This is a genomic window from Spirosoma validum (assembly GCF_014699035.1).
GTDB classification, from domain to species: Bacteria; Bacteroidota; Bacteroidia; order Cytophagales; family Spirosomataceae; genus Spirosoma; species Spirosoma validum.
Genome location: NZ_JACXAA010000003.1, coordinates 613,049 through 634,621, shown reverse-complemented (window position 1 = coordinate 634,621; position 21,573 = coordinate 613,049). Strand labels below are relative to the sequence as shown.

Annotated in this window: 12 protein-coding genes; 6 read left to right on the top strand and 6 right to left on the bottom strand. The window is 49.0% G+C overall.

From position 1 onward, the window contains the following. Positions 1 to 2 precede the first annotated feature (2 nt). The 3 genes from IC230_RS11385 to IC230_RS11375 all read right to left on the bottom strand — a co-directional run bounded on the left by IC230_RS11385 (position 3) and on the right by IC230_RS11375 (position 5,695). The gene (locus IC230_RS11385) at positions 3 to 2,624 is read right to left on the bottom strand and encodes an ABC transporter permease (RefSeq protein ID WP_223860591.1); all 2,622 of its coding nucleotides are present in this window, start codon (positions 2,622 to 2,624) and stop codon (positions 3 to 5) included. Between the two features lie 75 nt (positions 2,625 to 2,699). Further along, positions 2,700 to 5,261, bottom strand: a complete 2,562-nt coding sequence (locus IC230_RS11380) for an ABC transporter permease (protein ID WP_223860590.1) — start codon at positions 5,259 to 5,261, stop codon at positions 2,700 to 2,702. Between the two features lie 95 nt (positions 5,262 to 5,356). Then, positions 5,357 to 5,695, bottom strand: coding sequence for a PadR family transcriptional regulator (locus tag IC230_RS11375; protein WP_191039105.1), 339 nt, complete (start codon positions 5,693 to 5,695; stop codon positions 5,357 to 5,359). A 185-nt stretch (positions 5,696 to 5,880) separates the two neighbouring features. Between IC230_RS11375 and IC230_RS11370 the strand changes: the two genes are divergently transcribed. Then, complete coding sequence (locus tag IC230_RS11370; protein WP_191039104.1) at positions 5,881 to 6,678, top strand: helix-turn-helix domain-containing protein; 798 nt, start codon at positions 5,881 to 5,883, stop codon at positions 6,676 to 6,678. A gap of 101 nt (positions 6,679 to 6,779) precedes the next feature. Continuing rightward, positions 6,780 to 7,298 (top strand): dihydrofolate reductase family protein, encoded by a 519-nt coding sequence (locus IC230_RS11365; RefSeq protein ID WP_191039103.1) that lies wholly within the window; start codon positions 6,780 to 6,782, stop codon positions 7,296 to 7,298. 229 nt (positions 7,299 to 7,527) lie between these two features. Here the strand turns inward: IC230_RS11365 and IC230_RS11360 are convergent, their stop codons facing one another. From IC230_RS11360 to IC230_RS11350, 3 genes are all read right to left on the bottom strand, one after another. Next, on the bottom strand, positions 7,528 to 10,134 hold the full coding sequence (locus IC230_RS11360; RefSeq protein ID WP_223860589.1) for a permease prefix domain 2-containing transporter: 2,607 nt from the start codon (positions 10,132 to 10,134) through the stop codon (positions 7,528 to 7,530). An 87-nt stretch (positions 10,135 to 10,221) separates the two neighbouring features. Further along, complete coding sequence (locus IC230_RS11355) at positions 10,222 to 12,855, bottom strand: permease prefix domain 2-containing transporter (RefSeq protein ID WP_191039102.1); 2,634 nt, start codon at positions 12,853 to 12,855, stop codon at positions 10,222 to 10,224. A 57-nt stretch (positions 12,856 to 12,912) separates the two neighbouring features. Next, the gene (locus tag IC230_RS11350) at positions 12,913 to 13,251 is read right to left on the bottom strand and encodes a PadR family transcriptional regulator (protein WP_191039101.1); all 339 of its coding nucleotides are present in this window, start codon (positions 13,249 to 13,251) and stop codon (positions 12,913 to 12,915) included. A 328-nt stretch (positions 13,252 to 13,579) separates the two neighbouring features. Between IC230_RS11350 and IC230_RS11345 the strand changes: the two genes are divergently transcribed. The 4 genes from IC230_RS11345 (at position 13,580) to IC230_RS11330 (ending at position 21,543) form a co-directional block, all read left to right on the top strand. Continuing rightward, a complete protein-coding gene (locus tag IC230_RS11345; protein ID WP_191039100.1) occupies positions 13,580 to 15,277 on the top strand; it encodes a C1 family peptidase in 1,698 nt (565 codons plus the stop codon). Beyond that, positions 15,225 to 16,202, top strand: a complete 978-nt coding sequence (locus IC230_RS11340) for a pentapeptide repeat-containing protein (protein ID WP_191039099.1) — start codon at positions 15,225 to 15,227, stop codon at positions 16,200 to 16,202. The genes IC230_RS11345 and IC230_RS11340 overlap by 53 nt, the downstream gene beginning before the upstream one ends. A 139-nt stretch (positions 16,203 to 16,341) precedes the next feature. Beyond that, positions 16,342 to 17,190, top strand: a complete 849-nt coding sequence (locus IC230_RS11335) for a sugar phosphate isomerase/epimerase family protein (RefSeq protein ID WP_191039098.1) — start codon at positions 16,342 to 16,344, stop codon at positions 17,188 to 17,190. 279 nt (positions 17,191 to 17,469) lie between these two features. Further along, complete coding sequence (locus IC230_RS11330) at positions 17,470 to 21,543, top strand: hybrid sensor histidine kinase/response regulator transcription factor (RefSeq protein WP_191039097.1); 4,074 nt, start codon at positions 17,470 to 17,472, stop codon at positions 21,541 to 21,543. Positions 21,544 to 21,573 lie beyond the last annotated feature (30 nt).

The following is a 21,573-nucleotide window of genomic DNA, read 5'->3' as shown; positions in this document are numbered from 1 at the left end:
TGCTATTCAGAACGTAGTGATTTAACGGGATTGATTAGGGCTGCTTTGATGCTTTGGAAACTTACCGTTAGCAACGTAACGACTAACGCCCCAGCCCCTGATACGGCAAAAATCCACCACGACATCTCCGTTCGGTAATCGTATTTCTGAAGCCAGTTATTGAGAAAATAGTAGGCGATGGGCGTAGCGATGCCAAATCCAATCAGGACCAAGAATATAAAGTCCTTAGAAAGCAGGCTCCACACGTTCAATACCGTTGCGCCCAATACTTTGCGTACGCCAATCTCTTTGGTACGCTGTTCGGCCACGAAGGAGGCCAGGCCGAAAAGACCTAAACAACTGATAAAAATGGCGAGAATGGCGAAGACCGACGCGAGCTTGCCGATACGTTCTTCGGTCGCAAATTTCAAGGCGTACTGTTCATCCGAAAATTTGTAATCGAATGGGCTGCCAGGGTTGAATTTACGGAATACGGCTTCTATTTTACCCAGCGATTCGCTGGTGCTACGTTCGGGATTTAGTTTGATATTGATGACATTGGCCCAGCCGTAATTCAGCATGAAAACGGTTTGATAAACCGGTTCAAACGGCGACCTCATCACCATATCCTGAATAACACCCACGACCTGAAACGGCCTGCCATTCCATTTGACCGTTTTGCCAACCGGATCTTTTAAGCCCATGTACCGAACGGCTGTTTCATTCAGAACCATGCCCGCTGAGTCGGTCGAAAACTGTCTGGAAAAATCACGGCCCTGTTTGAACGTCCAGCCCACTGTTTTGCCGAAATCGTGGGTTACGGCAATGGTACCAAAGCTGTCTCTAAAATTTGGATCTTTGCCTTCCCAGTCGAATCCACCATTTTGAGAGTTTAGATCCGTTGCCGGGGCCGATGAGGTTGACATGTCTACCACGGCTCCCGTTCGTAACAGATCGCTTCGTAACGCATTATAGTGGTCGTGCAACTCAGGCGTGTTCATGGTAACGGTGATCAGTCCATTCCGATCATAACCAATGGGTCGATTTTTAGCGTACTGAATCTGGCGAAAAACGATGATCGTGCCGATGATCAGCGTTACCGATACCGTAAACTGCATCACTACCAGTACCTTTCGCGGGACCGATGCGAAGCGGCCAACCCGGAAGGTGCCTTTCAAGACTTTTACCGGCTGAAAAGACGACAGATAGAGCGCTGGATAACTACCGGCGATCAGGCCCGTAATCAGGGTGAATCCAACACCGGAAAGCCAGAAGATAAGGTTGTCCCATAAAATGTGTAGTTGTTTATCGGCTACTTCATTAAAGAGGGGCAGCAGGAGTAACACGAATAGCAGTGATAGCCCAAACGCGAACGTAACAACCAGTAATGACTCGCTAAAAAACTGGCTAATCAATTGACTACGTACTGAACCCACGGCCTTTCGGATGCCAACTTCTTTGGCTCGTTTTTCGCTACGTGCCGTACTTAAATTCATGAAATTGATGCAGGCCAGCAGCAGGACAAACACACCAATAATGCCGAACAGCCACACGTACTGGATGCGCCCATCTACATGACCCGCTTTATCCCAGCCTGTATACAGATGCCAGCGATGCATGGGGTGCAGAAAAATTTCCGCTTTATACTCCGCCGTTGCCGGGACATGTTTCACCCGCAAGCCTTTTATTTTTTCCGTCACAGCATCGAAATCGGCGTTCGGAGCAATCTGAGCCAGAATTTGCCAGGAGTTATTGTCCCATTGTGCATTATCCTGCGCCCGTTTTACCCAATCCTCCGACGATACGTATAAAGCCCAGGGAGCGATAAACGTCATGTCCCGAAACTCGGTATTGAAGGGAAGATCTTCGTACACGCCCGTTACCTTGACAGCCAGTCTGTTGTCAATTTTCATGATTTTGCCCAGCGGATCACTATCCCCGAACAAAGCTTTGGCAACCGATTCAGACAGTAAAATGGATGACGGTTCGTTTAAGCCAGCCCGTGTGCCCTTCAGCATGGTTAAGGTGAGCATATCGGGCGCTTCCGGGCTCAGATAATTGCCTGTTTTGGTGAACTTCTTATCGCCATAGGCCAGAATATGCTCGCCCGTCCAGGACGACATCACTACGTGTTTAAAATCGTCACCGAACGATGTACGCAGTTCATTCCCCAACGGAAGTGGCATGTGCCCGCCATTAAAAACAACGCCTTCGGGGGTTGTTCCACGCTGCATGACTTTGGCAATGCGGTCGTAATGCTGGAAATAGTTATCATAATCCAGTTCATCATAGATCCACAGGCCGATCAGCATCGCCACGGCCATACCAACGGCTAATCCGCCAATGTTGATGGAGGAATAGATCTTGTTTTTTACAAGATTCCTCAGTGCGATTTTCAAATAGTTGCGTAGCATGTCAGGATGCAGAAAAAAGGGTGTCGAGTAATAGTTTTCGTTTGATTTACGGCTGGCCAGTGGACGTAGCAGTTTGAGCACACTCAGGACGTAGCGCCAGCGGGCTTTGCGCTCACCCGCCGTCTCAACCCAATACGTGTAGAGTTCGAGCAGATCGCCCTGCACCTCTTCCAGCGTGTCGGGGTGTCCAAAAGTCTTCAGCAGCCAGTCAGCCCAGCGGGGTGGTTTCATGATTTGTAGTACCGACCGTCCCGGTCGGCTGGACAATTCCTAATTCACGACCGACCGTCCCGGTCGGTACTACACTTATTCACTACGTAGTGATTTGACTGGATTTACCAAAGCCGCCTTGATGCTTTGAAAGCTCACCGTCAGTAACGTAATGCTGATGGCGGATAAGCCTGCCAGCGCAAACACCCACCACTCGATATCGATTTTGTAGGCGAAATTCTGGAGCCATTGGTTCATCACGTACCACGCAATCGGCGAAGCAATCAGGATCGCGATCATCACTAACTTCAGGAAATCTTTCGAGAGCAGACCGACAATGCTGGTCACCGTCGCGCCGAGGACTTTCCGAACGCCGATTTCTTTCTTCCGTTGTTCAGCGGTGAACGTAGCCAGACCGAACAGACCTAAGCAGGAAATCAGAATGGCCAGTAGACCAAAGTAATTGATGAGCGTATTAACGAGCGTTTCGCTGCGGTATAACTTCTCATAATCTTCATCCAGAAAATGATAGGAAAACGGATACGCTGGGTTTAGTTTTCGGGCGACCTGCTCCGCCACCTGAATGGCTTTATCGGTCTGACCGGGGCGGGTTCTGATGAGAAAATAGTTTGTCCACTTCGGATAAAGACTGATCACCAGCGGTTGAATCGGTTCATGAAACGATCGTAAGTGAAAATCCTTCATGACACCAACAATAGGTCCTTTCCCAATCTGGTAGCTTATTTCGGTTCCTACCGGATTTTTAAGTTTCATAATCCGGGCCGCCGACTCGTTAACCAAATAGCGAGCCCCACTGTCGGGCGACGTAAAATCGTGCCCGTCTACCAGCCTGACGTTCATTGTCTTAGCGAAATCGTAGCCTGCCTTCATCGAATAGACGAATGCTTCATCCTTCGGGTCTTTACCGGGCCATGTCAGGCCGCCCGTTGAGCTGCTGCCTATCTCGATGGGCAATGCGCCTGAGGTAGTTACTGAAACAACCGCCCCGGAACGCTGAATTTCCTGACGATATGTTTCCATTTTCGGTAATAACGCTCCTTCAACCGGTACCCAAAGAATATGTTCCCGGTCGAGGCCAAGTTGTTTCGTTCGGACGTAGTGCATTTGCTGCCCGATCACCAACATACCAATGATCAGAAACAACGACAGCGTAAACTGAAAGACAACCAGCGATTTGCGGAATACAGCCCCCGTTGGTGCCGTCGTCAGAGCACCTTTCAGGGTTCGAACGGGCTGCATCGCCGACAGAAATAACGCTGGGTAGCTACCCGCAATTAAACTGGTAAATACGATCAGAAACAGCATACTAATCCAGAATGTTGGCGCGAAGAAATTGATCGATAGTTGCTTATGAACGAATTGATTCACAAGGGGTAAAGCACCGATGACAAGGCCGATGGCCAGCACAGCGGCAAGCAGACTTAGCAGAACGGATTCGCCCAGAAACTGCCCCACCAGCGACGAGCGCATCGCCCCAATTACTTTCCGGATACCGACTTCCTTGGCGCGTAACGATGCGCGTGCTGTTGCCAGATTCATGAAATTAACGCAGGCAATCAGCAGAATCAGTAGAGCAACCAGACCAAACGTGCGGACGTAGCTAATACGCCCACCCACGGGCTTCCCGTTGACGTACTCCCCGTAGAGATACGTATCGCCGATGGGTTGTAAGATGGGGGTATCCGTTATGTCTGACCTGTAGCGTTTTGGTAATCCTTTCATGCGCGTTTCCGCCTGCGCCTGATTACTGTTCGGCCGAAGTTTCACGTACGTAGAAAAGGAATTGTTGCCCCAGTTTTTCATCCAGTCTTCTTCCACTACGCTTAAATTGACGATCCAGCTAAATTGAATGGACGAGTTTTTGGGAATATCCTCAATCACAGCACCCACCCGATAATATTTGTCGTTGTTGAGTTGAAGTGTGCGTCCAACGGCCTCCGTCGTGCCAAAAAACGTCTCGGCTACATGGCGGGTAATCACAATAGAATTCGGGGACTTAATCGATGAAACAGGACTTCCCTGCAAAACCGGATATTGAAAAATGTCGAAGAAATCGTCGGACGCATACATGCCCACTTCCTTAGCAGCCACCTGACCAGCTTTGATCAGGTAATCATCCGTCCACGACCTGAATCTAGTTGCTTTTTCCACGTCGGGGACATCCTTTTTCAGGGCTTCGGTCAGTGGTCCGGGCGTGTATTCATTGGTATACATACCGCTCGTCTGCCTGACGAAATAGATCTGGTCGGCCTCTTTAAAACCCCGGTTAAAACTAAGTTCGTCGCTGATCCAGAGCCAGATAAGCAGGCTGCACGACATGCCCAGGGCTAACCCAATCACATTAATTGAACTCAACAGACGATTACGGGTGATGTGTCGCCAGGCGACTGTCAAATAATTACGTATCATAGCAGGACTTAGGAAAAAAGGTATCGGGTATTCCGTTGATTTTGATTTAGCCAGAGGCCGTAGCAGTTTGAGGACACTCAGGATGTAGCGCCATCGGGCTTTGCGTTCGCCCACCGTTTCAACCCAATAAGTGTAAAGTTCAAGCAGATCGCCCTGCACTTCTTCCAGTGTGTCGGGGTGGCCAAAGGTCTTCAGCAGCAAGTCAGCCCAGCGGGGTGGAACAAACATAGGGGTAAGGGTATGAAGCAGAGGAATGAACGATTGCTAGAATGGCAGACAGGAGACCAGGAGCTTATGCCCTTACCCCTATCCCCATTGCTCATTTACCCGCCCATCAGTTGCAATGTCTGCGGAGGCAGTGCATTCCACAAGTCAATACGTACCTGCTTAACCTCCTGCAAAGCCTTCCGTCCAGCCGCCGTTACGTTAAAGAAGCGCTTTCGACGACCACCCCGCTCGGCTGTAGCACCACCCATCCGCGAGGAAAGAAAGCCTTTTTCTTCTAAGCGTTGCAGTGTCGTATGGACCGTACTAAAGCCAACGGCTCGTCCGGTTTTTTGCTCAATCTCCTGCGTAATGCTGACGCCATAAGCACCTTCGTCAAGGATGGCTACGGTCAGTAGAACGACTTCTTCAAACTCTCCAAGAAAGGCCCTTTTCATGGTATAGGTATTTTATACGATAATGTCGAACAAATGCGGTGCCAACTTGATGATATACGTATTGATTTATACCAGAAGCCGTTTTTTGTAAAAATATAGCCACGGAAGATGTCCGATTCTGGACAGCAGATGTCCGCAAAACGGACACCGAACCCGATCAGTTGCTAAACAGTTATCTTTGGTAAATGCACTACCGGATCTACGATATTGACCCACTGCTACAGCCATTCGTTAAAGTCATTTGCTCGGTAGAGAATGACTCGTCAATTGGCTCGCCCGCACCGGTACGTGTATTGCCGGATGCCAGTGTTGAGCTTTTTGTGAATTTTTGCGAACCACAGCAAGTTGCTCCTGCCGGGGAGATTGCCTCATTGCTGAGCAGGAGTTTCATTACGTCCCGGATGAACAAGTTTATGACCGTTCGGACGCACAGCCAGGTAGGGTTTGTGTCCGTCTGGTTCTTTGACGGCAGCGCATACCCGTTTTTCCCGGTGTCGATGCACGACGTAACCAACCAGGCGATTGATCTCCGGGAGTTATGGGGACGTAGCGCAGACGAGATGCAGGACCGTGTCGACAAGACTGAAACAACGGCTCAGCGGGTTCAACTTATTCAGCAGTATCTGATTGCCCAGCTTCGGAAATTCGGCCAACCCGACGCGGGTATTGGCTTCTGCATCGGGCAGATTAACCGGACGAATGGACAGCTTTCGCTGGAAGATCTGGCTAACAGAACCGGCATCACGAATCGGCATTTGGTCCGTCGATTCAATCAGTGCATTGGTCTTTCGCCCAAAGAATTTGCCCGGATCATTACGTTCAGGAATGCGTTAAAACACCTCAAAAAATACCCATCCCTTAGTCTAACCGAAATCGCTTACGAAAGTGGTTATTACGACCAGGCGCACTTCATTCGCGCCTGTCGGGATCATGCTGGCCTTACGCCAGGTCAGCTGATCGCAACAAGTGACGTGCTTTATTAACCAGCTAATTACTACAAATGGCAATGTGTCTGATGTCCGATTTGTACAATTAGCGCTGGTTGCCTGCTGCTAACTTTGCGGTCAAATCAATGATACTATTCATGCGCAAGGTAATTTTAGGATTAGCCGTCAGTCTGGACGGATACATCGAAGGACCCAACGGCGAATACGACTGGTGCTTCACCGATCAGGATTACGGTATGACCGTTTTTTTGGAACGTATTGACGCGCTCTTTATCGGCCGGAAAAGCTACGAGCTGCTCAATAACGTGAGTGAGGAAGCCAGCAACTACGGGTTTCCATCGTATAAAAAATACGTATTTTCGAATACGCTTACGGGAGTGGGTGAAGGCATGGAACTGATTAGTGGCGACTGGAGAACGAAGGTGACCGAATTAAAGAATCAGACTGGTAAAGACTTCTGGCTGTATGGTGGAGCCGATCTTACTACGTCGTTTATCAACGAAGGATTAGTTGATGAACTGTTCTTAGCCGTTCACCCAATTATTTTAGGCGCAGGAAAGCCGCTTTTCCAGCATATCAAAGACCGTGTTAACCTGAAGCTGATCGACTCACAAACCTATTCAACGGGGCTGGTGTCGCTGACGTATCGGATGTAGTAAAACCAGGGACTAGTTAGGGTTGCCAAAAATTCGGATTAGGCGAGTGACCGCAGCAAGCAGAGTCAAGGGAGCTAGTATACTTAATCCCAGCATGAAAAGCCATTGCACTTGCTGCCAGGTATCATCTCTGATTGGGGATAGCGCGTTGAGAAACTGGTTCAAATTCAGCACGGCTGTAACAAAGGCAGGTAAAGCGGGTGTCTGCCAAGTTATATAAACGAGCTATTCACTCGCTACGTAGTGATTTGACCGGATTCATCAGCGCGGCTTTGATGCTTTGGAAACTCACCGTAAGTAGGGCAATGGCTAAAGCGAGCAGACCAGCTAAACCAAATACCCACCACTGCACATCAATCCGATACGCAAAATCCTGCAACCATCGGCTCATAGCGTACCAGGCAATGGGTGTCGCGATAAGTATCGCGATGACGACTAGTTTCATAAAATCGGTGGCTAACAACTGAATGATGCCGGTTACACTGGCGCCCAGTACTTTTCGCACACCGATCTCACGAGTACGTACCTGCGCCGTGTACGTTGCCAGCCCGAATAAGCCTAAACAGGAAATCAAAATGGCAATGCTCGCAAACACGTTGAACAACAACCCTGTTTGTTGCTCCGATTTGTAAAGATTGTTGAACACATCGTCCAGGAACGAATACTCGAACGGATAATCTGGGTTGTATTGCTTATAAGAGCGCTCCGCTGCGGCAACCACCTGCTTAGCATCCTGGCCGGTTGTTTTAATGTATAGCGCCCACATCTGGCTCGGATCGTAGTAGAAAATAGCGGGTTCAATTTTCTGGCGCATGGACGCAAAATGGAAGTCTTTTACCACGCCGACGATCGTACCTTTTCGTTTCCACAACCGAAATGACTTTCCGATGGGGTTGTTGATGCGAGCCGCTTTAACGGCAGTTTCGTTGAGAATGAAATGGGTTGAATCGGATACGGTTCCCGTAAAATTGGCTCCTTGCATGACCTTCATTCTGAAGAAAGGAATGAAATCTTTATCAATCGCTACGGGACGCACGAACATAGTCTCTCCTTTTTCTTTGCCAGCCCATTCGTTATCGCCGGTTTGTGCGCCAAGTTGCACAATATTGCTACTGGCGCGGGTAACGGCCGTTACGCCAGGTTGATTCAATAAATCGGCTTTCACCGCGTCGTAATGTTTACTCATGTCATCCCGCATGAAGAACCCGAGCACATGCGTTTTGTCGTAGCCCAGTTCTTTAGCGCGGATGTACTGCAGTTGATTACTAATAATGAACGTACTGGCAATCAGAATTACCGAAACCGCAAATTGCGCTACGACCAATACCTTACGGAATACAGCTTCGCTCAAACGTGCCGACACTTTTCCTTTCAGGGCTTTGAGTGGCTCGAACGAAGACAGGAGTAAGGCAGGGTAAATGCTTGAAGCAACCAACGTACCAACAATGGTCAGGCCGATAATTTTCCAAAGCCGCTCGTCTGCAAAATCAAGGACCAGTTCTTTTCCCGAAAGCTGATTATAAGCAGGCAGCAGTACATACATCAACCCTAAGGCCAGCACCGCAGCCAGCGAAAAGAGCAGCGTCGTTTCAACCACAAACTGCATAAAAAGTTGGCTCTTGGCAGCACCCACAATTTTACGCATGCTCACTTCTTTGGAACGTAGCATAGACCGGGCCGTGGAGAGATTGACGTAGTTGATGCAGGCAATCACCAGAATCAGCAGGGCAATAATCGAGAACATACGTACCGTTTCAATACCACCTTCCGAGCCGTCGGCTTTATACAGGTGCATGTCGGGCAACGGTTGCAGCAGATACGTAAGGTCCGTATCGTCGGGTTTGTTACGCAGGTGAATGGTACGTAGTTTATCGGTCAGATTACTGATTGACGCGCCCGGCTGCAACAGCAAATACGTATCGAAGTTAAAAGTAGCAAAGTCGTTGTCGCGATTGCGGCCATCGGTTCGGTTCTGGTACATCGTGTCGAACAGAAGCGAAATAGGCAGCACCATGTCGCGCCGTATGCTCGAATTTTTCGGAAAATCACGGATGACACCACTGACTTTGAAGGCGTTTCTATCCGTACCTGCCAGTATTTTTCCAATTGGATTTTCGTTGCCAAAATACCGTTTCGCGGTGGTTTCTGTCAGGACAATCGAGTGATTATCTGGAAACGGATTCGCTGGATTTCCCTGGATCAGTGGAAAGTCAAATACTGAAAACAGCGTGGGATCAGCAAATAGTGTATTTTCTTCATTTATGGCTTTGCCCTTGTATTTGAACAAGGTATACATGCCATTGTAGGCTATACGGACAGCATCCTTTATTTCCGGCAGTTCCTTTTTACCCATCACGGCAATGGGCGCTACAGTTGATGTCCAGATTTGCCGACTGCTGCCCGTCCCGGCCCAGTTTTCGAGTCGATAGATGTTGGCTGACTGACGATGAAACCGGTCGAAGCTAAACTCGTCCTGCACCCAGAGCAGAATCAGAATACCGACGGCCAGCCCAGCGGTCAGGCCCGTCATATTGATGAGCGAATAGAAGCGGTTTTTTACCAGGCTGCGCCAGGCTGTTCGAAAATAATTACGTAGCATAGAAGCGTTCATTAGGTAAGCTGTTGAATACGTATCGGAAGATTGTCGTTTTATGGCAAATGGTTTGATAAAGCCCAATACGTCCCACCAGTAACGCCAGCGGGCCCGGCGTTCGCCAAGTTGCCTGACCTGATAGTCAAACTCTTCGTGCAGATCACCCTGTACCTCTTCCAGTCGGTGAGGAGCACAGAAAAGCGTAAGAAGTTTGTCGGCGAGTTTGGGTGGGGTAGTGTGCATAGGGCAGAGGGGTAAGGGCAGAGGAGAGGGCAGTGAAGAGAAGTGAGGCATTTTACCCTCTGCCCCTACCCCTCTGCTCTATACCATTTATTCACTACGTAGCGATTTGACCGGATTCATCAGAGCGGCTCGCAGGCTTTGGTAGCTGACCGTCAGCAACGTAATGAACAGCGCACCCACACCAGCGACTACAAAAATCCACCAGGACAATTCTGTACGATAGGTATACTCCTCCAGCCAGCGATTAAGGTAATAGTAGGCAATGGGTGAGGCAATGAAGCAGGAGATAATAACCAGCACAACAAAATCTTTCGAGAGCAAGCCCCATAGATTCAGCACGGAAGCGCCCAGTACTTTCCGCACCCCAATCTCTTTGGTCCGTTGCTCGGCCGTGAACGAAGCTAGCCCGAACAGGCCCAGGCAGGAGATGAGAATAGCCAGAACGGCAAATCCACCCGCCAGCTTGCCGAATCGTTCCTCCGATGCAAACTTTTTTCCAAACTCCTGATCGGCAAATTTGTAATTAAACGGAGTTGATGGGAGGTGTTTTTTGAATACGGATTCGACAGCAGCCATTGATTCACTGACGCTTCGGCGGGGATCAAGCTTGAGCATGATCCAATTGGTCTCCTTCTCGTCCATAAAGTAGAACGCTTGTTTTACCGGCTCATATGGCGATGTGGCCAGCACGTCCTCGATGACACCTATAATCGTGAAATGTTTAGTTGTGGGATCATCTTTGGCTCCCCACCTGACAATCGTGCCGAGCGGGTTTTGAAGACCCATGAATTTAACGGCGGCTTCATTGACGACAAGAGATAGTGAATCCGTCGAAAATTTTCGCGAAAAATCTCGACCCTCTTTGAATTGCCAACCCACGGTTTTTCCAAAATCGTGGGTCACCCAGATGGTTGCGAAATCGTCGTCAAGCGAGGGATCTTTCCCTTGCCAGCTAAAACCGCCATTGTTAGACCAAACATCCGTTAAAGGGCTGGACGATTCGGCTATTTCCTGAATCACACCCGCATTTTTGAGGTCAGTGTTCAGTACGTCGTATTTACCATTGAACTCGGGCGATATCATCTGAATCATAACCAGACCCGTGCTATTGTAGCCAACCGGTCGATTCTTGGTATGCTGAATCTGCCGATAAACGATGATGGTGCCGATGATGAGCGTAATAGAAACCGTAAACTGAACCACTACTAGCACTTTACGCGGAGCCGCTGCCCACCCTCCAACGTTGAAAGTACCTTTCAGCACTTTGACGGGCTGGAATGACGAAAGGTAAAGAGCCGGATAGCTGCCCGACAGCAAACCAGTAACCAGAATGAAACCAAGACTGGCCAGCCAGAAGGGTGCTTTGGCCCAGGGAAACAGAATATGCTTATCGGCCACTTCATTGAACCAGGATAAAGTCCCCAGAATGAGTACGATAGCACCCACAAAAGCGAAAATGACGACCAGGAATGACTCGCTGAAAAACTGATTGACGACTTGACGGCGTAGCGACCCAACGGCCTTTCGGATACCCACTTCTTTGGCCCGTTTTTCGGAACGGGCCGTGCTAAGGTTCATGAAGTTGATGCAGGCCAGTAAAAGAACGAATAAGCCAATAATGCCAAACAACCGAACGTATTGAATATACCCGCCGATATGAACACCTTCTTCCCAATTGCCGCGCAAACGCCAGTCGTTCATGGGATGCAGAAACATCTCTGATTTAAATTTTTTCTCGTCGGGCGATACGTTGTTTAATTTGGCATTTTTTATTCGGGCACTTACCGTTTCCATGTCCATGTTGTCGGCAAGCTGGACAAACAGCTGAAATGAGTTGTTTCCCCACCTACTCTCGCTAAGTGACCGCTGTACCCAGGGCTGCATAGCAACGAATAATGCCCAGGGAGCGATGAACGTCAACTCGCGAAACTCTGTATTGAACGGTAAGTCGTCATAAACGCCTGTTACGCGAACATCGGACTTTCCATCGATGTTGATAAGTTTCCCCATCGGATTGGCTGCCCCAAATAGTGTCCGAGCTGTTGACGCCGACAACAGAATGGTATTCGTCTCGTTAAGGCCACGCCGACTGCCTCTGAGCATATGCAGTGACAGCATTTCGGGGATTTCGGGCCCCATGTAGTTGCCCGAACGCGTTACGTGTTTATCGCCATACGACAGAATATGGCCATCCTGCCAGGTAGCCATCCCCAGGTGTTTAAAATTATTGCCATACTTAGTCCTCAGTTCCTTTTCCAACGGAGCTGGAATAGACTGCTGCGTACCGGTATGGCCGTTTGTGGTTTGATGCTGCATCACCCTGGCAAGACGGTCGTAATTCTGGTGATACGTATTGTAGGAGAGTTCGTCGTAAATCCACAGACCAATCAGCATCGCTACGGCCATACCGACGGCAAGCCCTCCAATGTTGATAGCCGAGTAGACTTTGTGTCTGACCAGATTCCGTAAAGCGATTTTGAGATAGTTCCGTAACATGTCGATGTTTGATGGATTTGAGTAGGGTTCAGCGACTCGCTTGACAAACCGGGGCTTCAGGAACCCCAGCACATCCCGCCAGTACCGCCAGCGGGCGCGCCGTTCGCCCACCCGCCGAACCTGCCAGGCAAACTCTTCGTGCAAGTCACCCTGCACTTCTTCCAGCCGATGGGGCGAACAGAAAAGCTTGAGGAGCCGGTCTGCAAAGCGGGGCGGTTGTGTCATGGCATAGGGGTAAGGACGTAGCGCCAGGAGTAAGAGTCCACGGCTTCATGCCCTTATTTACAGGCTTGTTGTTAGTTTTAGCGGGTTTAGCAGGCGATTCCAGAAACTGACCCGTACCTCATGAATTTCCTGTAAGGTTCGCCGACCATAGGCTGTCACGGTGAACAGGCGCTTTCGACGACCACCGCGTTCAGCCGTCGGTTCACCCATTTCAGACTTCACCATGCCTTTGTCTTCCAGACGTTGAAGGGCCGCGTGAATCTGATTCAAACGCACGGATCGACCCGTTTGTGCAACAATCTCATGGGTGATCACCACACCATAGGCCCCACCTTCCATTACGGCGACGGTGAGCAGGACAATTTCTTCAAACTCGCCCAAATAGGTCCGTTTCATGATTTTTGGTTAGTTCTATTTTTGCTGAGCAAATGATCGGCCAGAATGCAAAAAGGCTGTTGACGTAGCCCAATAACCCTTTCCTGTGAGTTATTGACATACGTCCTGTCCGAAAGCGGACAGGAAATGTACGGTTTGGGACAGGACGTAAAGGCGGTGAGATGCTTTACTCGCATCATACTTCGCTCAGAACGTATTCACTTCCTGAATTACTCAATTCATTCGTTGTTTTTGACGGTTGGTATCGCTTCCCTTTTCTCTCTGGACGCAAAGCGATCAACTTTGCCCCGGTCATTATCCACACTTTTCTCTTTTTTAATCAAATTAAATGAGACCTCAAAAACTAGTACTTACCGCTTGTATTGCAGCCGTGTTGTTCGGTTGCAAAAAAGAAGAAGACAAAATTCTTACCCCCGATGAGGGAAACCCAAATCAATTAGAATTTGGTCTGGGTGGGGTTGCCAATGAAGACCTTAGTGAAGTGCCAGTTTCTACTAAATTCGGCTATACAGCGGCTGATAATTTGCCCTCTTCAGTAGATCTTAGCCCGTATCTGCCACCAGTTGGTCATCAGGGGCAATACGGCACCTGTGCGTCGTGGTCAACGGGCTACTACGCTAAAACTACCTCGGAAGGCATTGCGAAAGGGTACACAGCTACTCAATTGAGCAACGCTGCCTATCAGATTAGTCCGCGTGATCTGTTTACGGCCATTCCGGAAGGAGCCAGTAGTGCGAAAGGCGACAATTGCAATGGAAGTTCGTTTACGGATAATCTGGATGTACTGCAGGAGCGCGGGGCTGCTACCCTAAGCGTAGTTCCCTACACCAACATGGGAAATTGCAGTAAGGCTAGTTCCTCACCTGCCTGGGATGCCGAAGCTGCCAAGCATAAAATTAAAAGTTATCGTCTGATTGATCCCACTATCGTCAGCATCAAACAGCAGCTTGTCAACAAAGTACCCATTATTCTGGGAGCGAAACTGGCAGATAACTTTATGACCTGGAACAGCGACAACGTTCTGTCGTCGAATACAACCTACACGAAAGTTGGTCAGCACGCTTATCATGCGTTGACGATCGTAGGGTACGATGATCACAAAGGAGCAAACGGAGCGTTCAAAATTGTTAACTCCTGGGGCACGACCTGGGGGAGCAAGGGCTTTATTTGGGTCGACTATAACTTCCTGCTGAATACATTCATTACGCCTGATGAGAAGGGAAACAAAGAATTGATTGTCATCAGTGAAACTACGACCAAGCCACAGGACGATCCACAGCCAAATCCCGGCACAAAAGGCGTCGATTTAGTGGCCTGGGTCAATCAGGATTTTTCAAGCTATCAAAGTACGGGCTATGCTACGTCCAGAACCGTAGATCTGAATATTTACAACGATGGCAGCGCCGATGCAAAGCCGCAAACCCCCTGGACGGCGTATTACATCTATTACAATGCCCGGAACGCGAATGATTATGGCGTGTTGTTCCACCATACGTATACGAACAAAAACCTCGCGTCGGGTAAAGTTAACTGCGATGGAAGCGGTAACTGCAATCTTAACGTACCCATACCGTCGGGCAGTAATCTCTCCGATCAACTCTTCGGTCATGACGAGGGCGTACAGGTTGAGTACATTATGCCTTCTAACCTGAACGGTTCGTACTACTTGGTCCTGGTTGTGGATGCGGATGGCACCTTCGATGAGTCATACGAAGATGACAACTTCTTTTACACGACCGACCGACCGATCAAATTCAGAAATGGTTATGCCGCTCGTGAAGGATACGACCAGGTGGCCGGTGCCGCCTTTTCGTTCAAAAACCAGATGACCCTTAAAAGTCCGTTGAAATCGCGTCGAGAATTTAATTCGGTGGTTAAGCCTGGCAATCTGAATGCGTACTCGCCCCAGGAAATCTTTAGCTTCATTCGTCAACAGAAAAAGAGCGGAGCCTTCACTCAAAAACTTCGGGAACATGACCGTCAGAACGCAACTCAGTCGTCTATCCGCTCAGCTAAGAGCAAGTAAAGTGCTCGCGATGCTGCTGGTTGGTATGAGCTGGGTATCCTGCACTACAAATGCTACGTCCAGTAGCAAGAACGTATCGGCTGCGAGTATCCTGGAAACGATCAGAAAACAGGAGCCTGTGTTGCTGGAAAACGTAACGATCGATGGCGACCTGGATTTTACGACGTTAGCAACCTATCCCGAAACGGAGAGTCGGCGCAAAGTAACGATCGAGTCGCCAGTCTTCTTTAAGAACTGTGTTTTTACGGGCAAGGTCTTGGCATTTAGCCAACGTAACGACCAGACAACGCTCGGCGATTTTAGAAAAAATCTTACGTTTCTGAGCTGTAAGTTTAACCGCGAGGTTAATTTTCAATCGATTACAGTATCAGGGTTTGCTTGTTTTTCGAAGAGCCAGTTTAACCGGCTGGCTTCCTTTGAAGGCGCTCAGTTTGGAGCAGAAGCGTATTTTGATAATACATTTTTTACGCAGGAAAGTCGTTTTCAAGGGGCTTATTTCGGGAAAATGGCTAATTTCTGGAAGTCTGTCTGGGCGGGAGCGACTTATTTTCAAGGCGCCGTTCTGAATGGCGATACGCAGTTCAATCTGGCTGAGTTTAGAGGAAATCTCGATTTTTCGTTATGTACAACGTATGGATTACTCAACTTTAACTATGCTCAGTTTACGGGCCGAAGTATTTTTGATAACTGCCGTTTCAAAAACGCCGTGGATTTCAATAATACAACCTTAAAAGAAGCCAGTTTCAAAGAAGCCTTTTTTGACACTAAAGCCTCGTTCGTGACGGTCAAAAGCGAAGCTATTTCGTTTGAGAATGCCTTCTTTTTCTCTCAGAAACCGATCCTGAATTTCAGCGATCCCCGACCAGCAACAGTTAACGTAACAGGTGCCAGAACGGCAACCGCCAATACGGTTCCGATTGAGTGAGAAATATGTTAACCACAGAGGCACAAAGAGCACAGAGGTTTCTTATTCTCTGTGCTCTTTGTGCCTCTGTGGTTAATCTTCAATAGGTAAGGAGACGTAGCGTTTCTCTTTTTGTTCAGAAACAAAGAAGAACTCGCTCATGCATTATCTAAACAAATACCTGCTATGTTGGCTAACAGTTGTAGCAAGTGCCACTACGTTGCTGGCACAGAAAGGACCGGAAGACAAAGCAGGCTGGAAACTCGGCGCGCAGGCGTATTCGTTCCGGTTGTTCCCGTTTGCCGAAGCACTACGTAAAATTGATAGTTGCGGCCTCAAATACGTCGAGGCTTTTCCGGGTCAGCCAATTGGTGGGGGCGGTGAAGCCAAAATGGACTTTACGATGGACGCAGCTACCCGGCAGGCCGTCAAAAGTCTGCTCAACGATCGGGGGCTTACAATCGTTGCCTATGGCGTTGTCAATCCAAAAACCGATGACGAATGGAAAACCCTGTTTGAGTTTGCCAAAGATATGGGCATCCTGAATATCAACTCAGAACCTACCCCCGAGCAAATGCCGTTGGTCCGCAAACTGGCCGATCAGTATAAGATCAACGTAGCGCTGCACAATCATCCTAAACCATCCCGCTACTGGCATCCTGATACGGTGCTGGCCGCCATTGGCAACAGCAAATACGTCGGTTCCTGCTCCGATATTGGCCATTGGGTACGCTCGGGACTTGACCCCATTGAATGCCTGAAAAAACTGAACGGCCACGTACTGGGCATGCACTTCAAGGATGTAAAAAAAGATACGCCTGAGGGGAAATACCACGATGTAGTGTGGGGAACCGGCGATAGCAAAGTAGAGCAGGTAATTGCTGAGATGAAACGTCAGAAGTTCAAAGGACCAATCTCCGCGGAATATGAATACCACTGGGAAAATAACGGTCCCGAAATTGCCGAAAGCGTAAAAAACTTCCGCAAATTCTACAACGGCGGGAAGTAAAGGAGCAGAGGGCATGGGGGTAAGGGCAGAGGGTTACGAGTAAACTCTTAGTAGCCTCTGCCCTTACCCCCATGCCCTGCGCTCACCTCGCATCCTGCGCAAACCAGGCTGCCCAGCTGAACTACGGTTATTGCCGTTTGCTCAAAGAAGCGATAAGCCAGACGGAGAATTGAATATATTTGTATTAGTATGAATTTATTTGGTAATTATTGAATAAAAAATAGAAGATAGCGCCGTTTTTTACATAGTTGTTGCATGCTAACTCATAGGCTTATCTGTATGCCACGTCTATTCCTTTTTTTGACCGCACTAATTCTTGTAACAAAGGGGGTTGCTCAGACTTCTCACACAGATCAGGCAAACCGGGTGGCCGCTCAGCCGCTTACGAATTATTTTGATCACCTCTCGGTTGAAGATGGCCTGTCAAGCAATTCAGTTATGTGCATTCTTCAGGATCGGGAAGGATTTATGTGGTTTGGCACCAACGACGGTCTGAACAAATATGACGGCTATACCTTTACGACCTTAAAGCGTGATCTGAACGACACGGTTCATGGTTTTCAGAACAACCAGATCTATCATTTATGCGAAGACTATAAAAACCGGTTATGGGTCGCTACGTTAGGCGGCCTGCATGAGGTTGACAAGCGGACAGGCCAGGTTACGCCCCATCCCATACGTGCCAGCAACGCCGACAAATGGAATTACCAGCATTCTGTTTATGAAGATAGCCAGAGAATATTGTGGGTCAGCACATTAGGTGGTTTGGCTCGGTACGAAGCGGATCTTCATCGATTTACGCTGTATCCATTACCCCAGCCCGAAGCAACCATCAAAACCGTATTTGAAGATCCTCAGCACCGATTTTGGGTGGCGACATACGAGGGTTTGTATTTATTTGACCGATCTACGGGGCGGTTTACATTGATACCGGCACCTGTGGCTGCTGGCGCTGCCCAGCCTACCTTTATCGCTTTTTACCTGGACCCGCAGCAGGTACTTTGGCTCGGTACGTCAACCGCTGGGAAGGGATTGTTTCGACTGGATCTGCGTCGTCAGCCCTGGCATCTGGAACCGTATAATCCGGAAGGGAAAATCATTTCGTATACGTTTTTGAACTCAATACGTACCGATCCGAAGGGGAATCTCTGGGTCGCTACAACCAACGGCCTTCATCGTGTTGATCCCGTTCATAATCAGGCTTTCACGTTTCTGCCAGCCCCGAATGCCCCAAAAGGAATCAGCAGCAACTTCGTTCAAACCGTTTACTACGACCGATCGGGTACACTCTGGGTCGGAACCGACAATGGGATTGATCGGCAGGCGGTCAACATGAAGCCCTTTATGGTTCATCAGGTACGTCCTAACAGCGGTATTGCGAATCTGGCTGAAAACAAAGTTGTCGCTCTACTGCCCGACGCGAAAGAGCACTTCTGGACAAGTAGTGGCTTTAACGTTTATAGGCCAGCGGTAGGCACCAATCGCACTCAGTTACTGGCCCCTGAAATCCTTGGCTCTGACGCTCAATTCAGAAATTATACACAAGCTTTTCTGCCCGATGGACCGGATGGAATCTGGCTGGGAACCTGGACGGGCTTGTATCACTTCGATCAGAAAACCGGGCACGTTGATCTATACCCTTCAGAAATACCGATTGAATACGTGAGTCGTGCCCTAACGGGAGAAATCTGGGTAGGGGGATATATCGTACCAAACTCGGGTATTGCGTCTTTTGACCCCCGTACTCATCAATACAAATACTATAAATACAATCCAAAAGACCCGAATGGGTTGCCGGATCAGTACATTCACTCGCTGCTGGTGAGTCAGTCAGGTGATGTATGGGTGCCATTCCGAAAAAACGGTATTGCCCGATTGAATCCACGAACAGGAAGCCTTATTCACTACGTAGCTGGTCCCAGAAGCGGATTGAACAACAACGATATGCAGACGATCTACGAAGATCGATCGGGGGTTATCTGGGTCGGTACGCAGCAGGGGGGCGTTAATCGGTTCGATGCCCGAACGGGTCGCTTCTCCGCTCTCACAACCCGCGATGGGTTACCCAGCAATAATGTGGTTGGGATTACCAACGATAATGCCGGGAATCTCTGGCTGAGTACTGATAAAGGTCTTTGTCGATTTGACCTTCGCACGAAAGCGGTTCGCAACTACCAGACAACGAATGGATTACCCAGTAATGATTTTCTACGGAACGCCGTTTTTCGTCAGAAAGACCGGCTTTATTTCGGGAGCCTGAACGGCATTGTTTATTTCAACCCCGATAGTATTCGCGATGATACCCGACCGTTTCCTGTATATATTACGGAGCTGAAAGTGCGTGATCAGGTTAGGCCGCTCAACGACAGCGTGATTACGCTCGAACACGATGAGAATTTTCTGTCATTCAGTTTTGCCGCGCTGACGTACACACAGGCTGGGCAAAATCAGTATGCCTATCAACTTGTTGGCGTCGATAAAGACTGGGCTCAGAGCGGGAACCGGCATTTCGCCAATTACACCAACCTACCGCCCGGTACGTATGTCTTCCGCGTAAAAGCAGCCAACAGCGATGGGATCTGGAACGAAAAAGGAGCGTCAATTCGGCTGGTCATTCAGCCGCCATGGTGGGCTACGTGGTGGGCGTATTGCCTTTATGCGCTGCTGGCTGGCGGAGCGATTTGGAGGTACATACGATTCTATACCAATCGGATTCGCCAACGGCAGGAGCTTGAGCTTAATCGGCGGGAGGCTGAACAGCTAAAAACAGTTGATGAGCTGAAAACCCGCTTCTTTTCCAACATTACCCACGAGTTTCGAACTCCGCTGTCGTTGATCATCTCGCCGGTCGAGAAACTACTACAGGAAAATCGATTTGACGCGCCGACTCGGCAAATACTGACACTACTTCAACGGAATGCCGATCAACTGCTACGTCTGATTAATCAGTTGTTGGATTTGTCTAAACTGGAGGCCAACCACATGGCTATCTCGCTGATGCGGGGTGAAGTGCTGGAGTTCATCACTCAGGTTGTTGAGCCATTCCGGCAGGCAGCAGCGCAGAAAGGTGTAACCCTGGAATACACGGCCGACGGGTTGCCGCAGGAAGAGCAATTATTTGATGCCGATAAGTGGGAGAAAATCCTGACGAATCTGTTATCGAACGCAGTAAAATTCACGAGTTCAGGCGGACACGTAACGGTTAAGCTCACAGCGGCTTCATCGAACGTAGCAGGAGCGATTTCTGACGTGCAAATTCAAATTACCGACACTGGAATTGGTATTTCGCCCGAAAATCTGCCGCATATTTTCGATCGGTTCTACCAGGTCGATAACTCACGTACCCGCGCGTATGAAGGCACGGGTATTGGGCTGGCGCTGGTTAAAGAACTAATCGATTTGGTAGGGGGCACGATTCGCGTTGACAGCCAGCAAACGATCGGTACTACGTTTGTGGTGACACTGCCCGTCAAACCTGTTCTAATGAATGACCAGGCGCCCAGGGTAATCTTACCGGGCACAAAATACGACAGTACTAATCCGGTGGTTATACCCGAGTCCGCTGCGAATCAGTCAGTTGGAGAAGATCAGGTCCCGCTGGTTCTTATCGTTGAAGACAATGAAGAGCTGCGCGAATTTCTGGCTGGTGAATTAGCCGCAACGTATCGGGTGCTACGGGCGATTGATGGCGAAACGGGTTGGCAGTTGACCCAGTCCGAATTGCCCGATATTGTCATTTCTGACATCATGATGCCCCGAATGGATGGGTATGAATTAACTCGGCTTATTAAAACTAATACTGATACTGACCATATTACGGTTGTCTTGCTGACGGCCAAGGCCGCCCATACCAGCCGCATCGAAGGGCTTAAGGAAGGGGCCGACGATTATCTGTCCAAACCCTTTCATCTGGATGAGCTGCATCTGCGATTACGAAATCTGATTTCGCATCAGCAGAAATTGCGCGATCATTACCGTCAGCAGTTTGCCCAGCCCGATATGCCCAGCCCAATTAATATGGTTGGCGATGCTTTTCTGCATCGGGTGTATAAACTGCTGGAAGATAATCTCAGCGATCCGTCCCTTGACGTCGACTGGCTGGCTGATCAGATGGCTATGAGCCGCAAAACGCTCTATCGCAAGATTCATAATCTGGTGCAACTGGCTCCCAACGAACTCATCCGCCAGTATCGCCTTCGCAAAGCGGCCGACTTACTACGGGCGGGCTATCATGCTTCCGAAACGGCCTATAGGGTGGGTTTTAAAACGCCATCGTATTTCACAATTGTCTTCAAAGAATTTTACCAGAAGACACCCACTGAATTTGCGGCCTCGGGTCTTAGTAAAGCCTGACAAATGCTTGCAAAAAGAGTTAGTACCTGT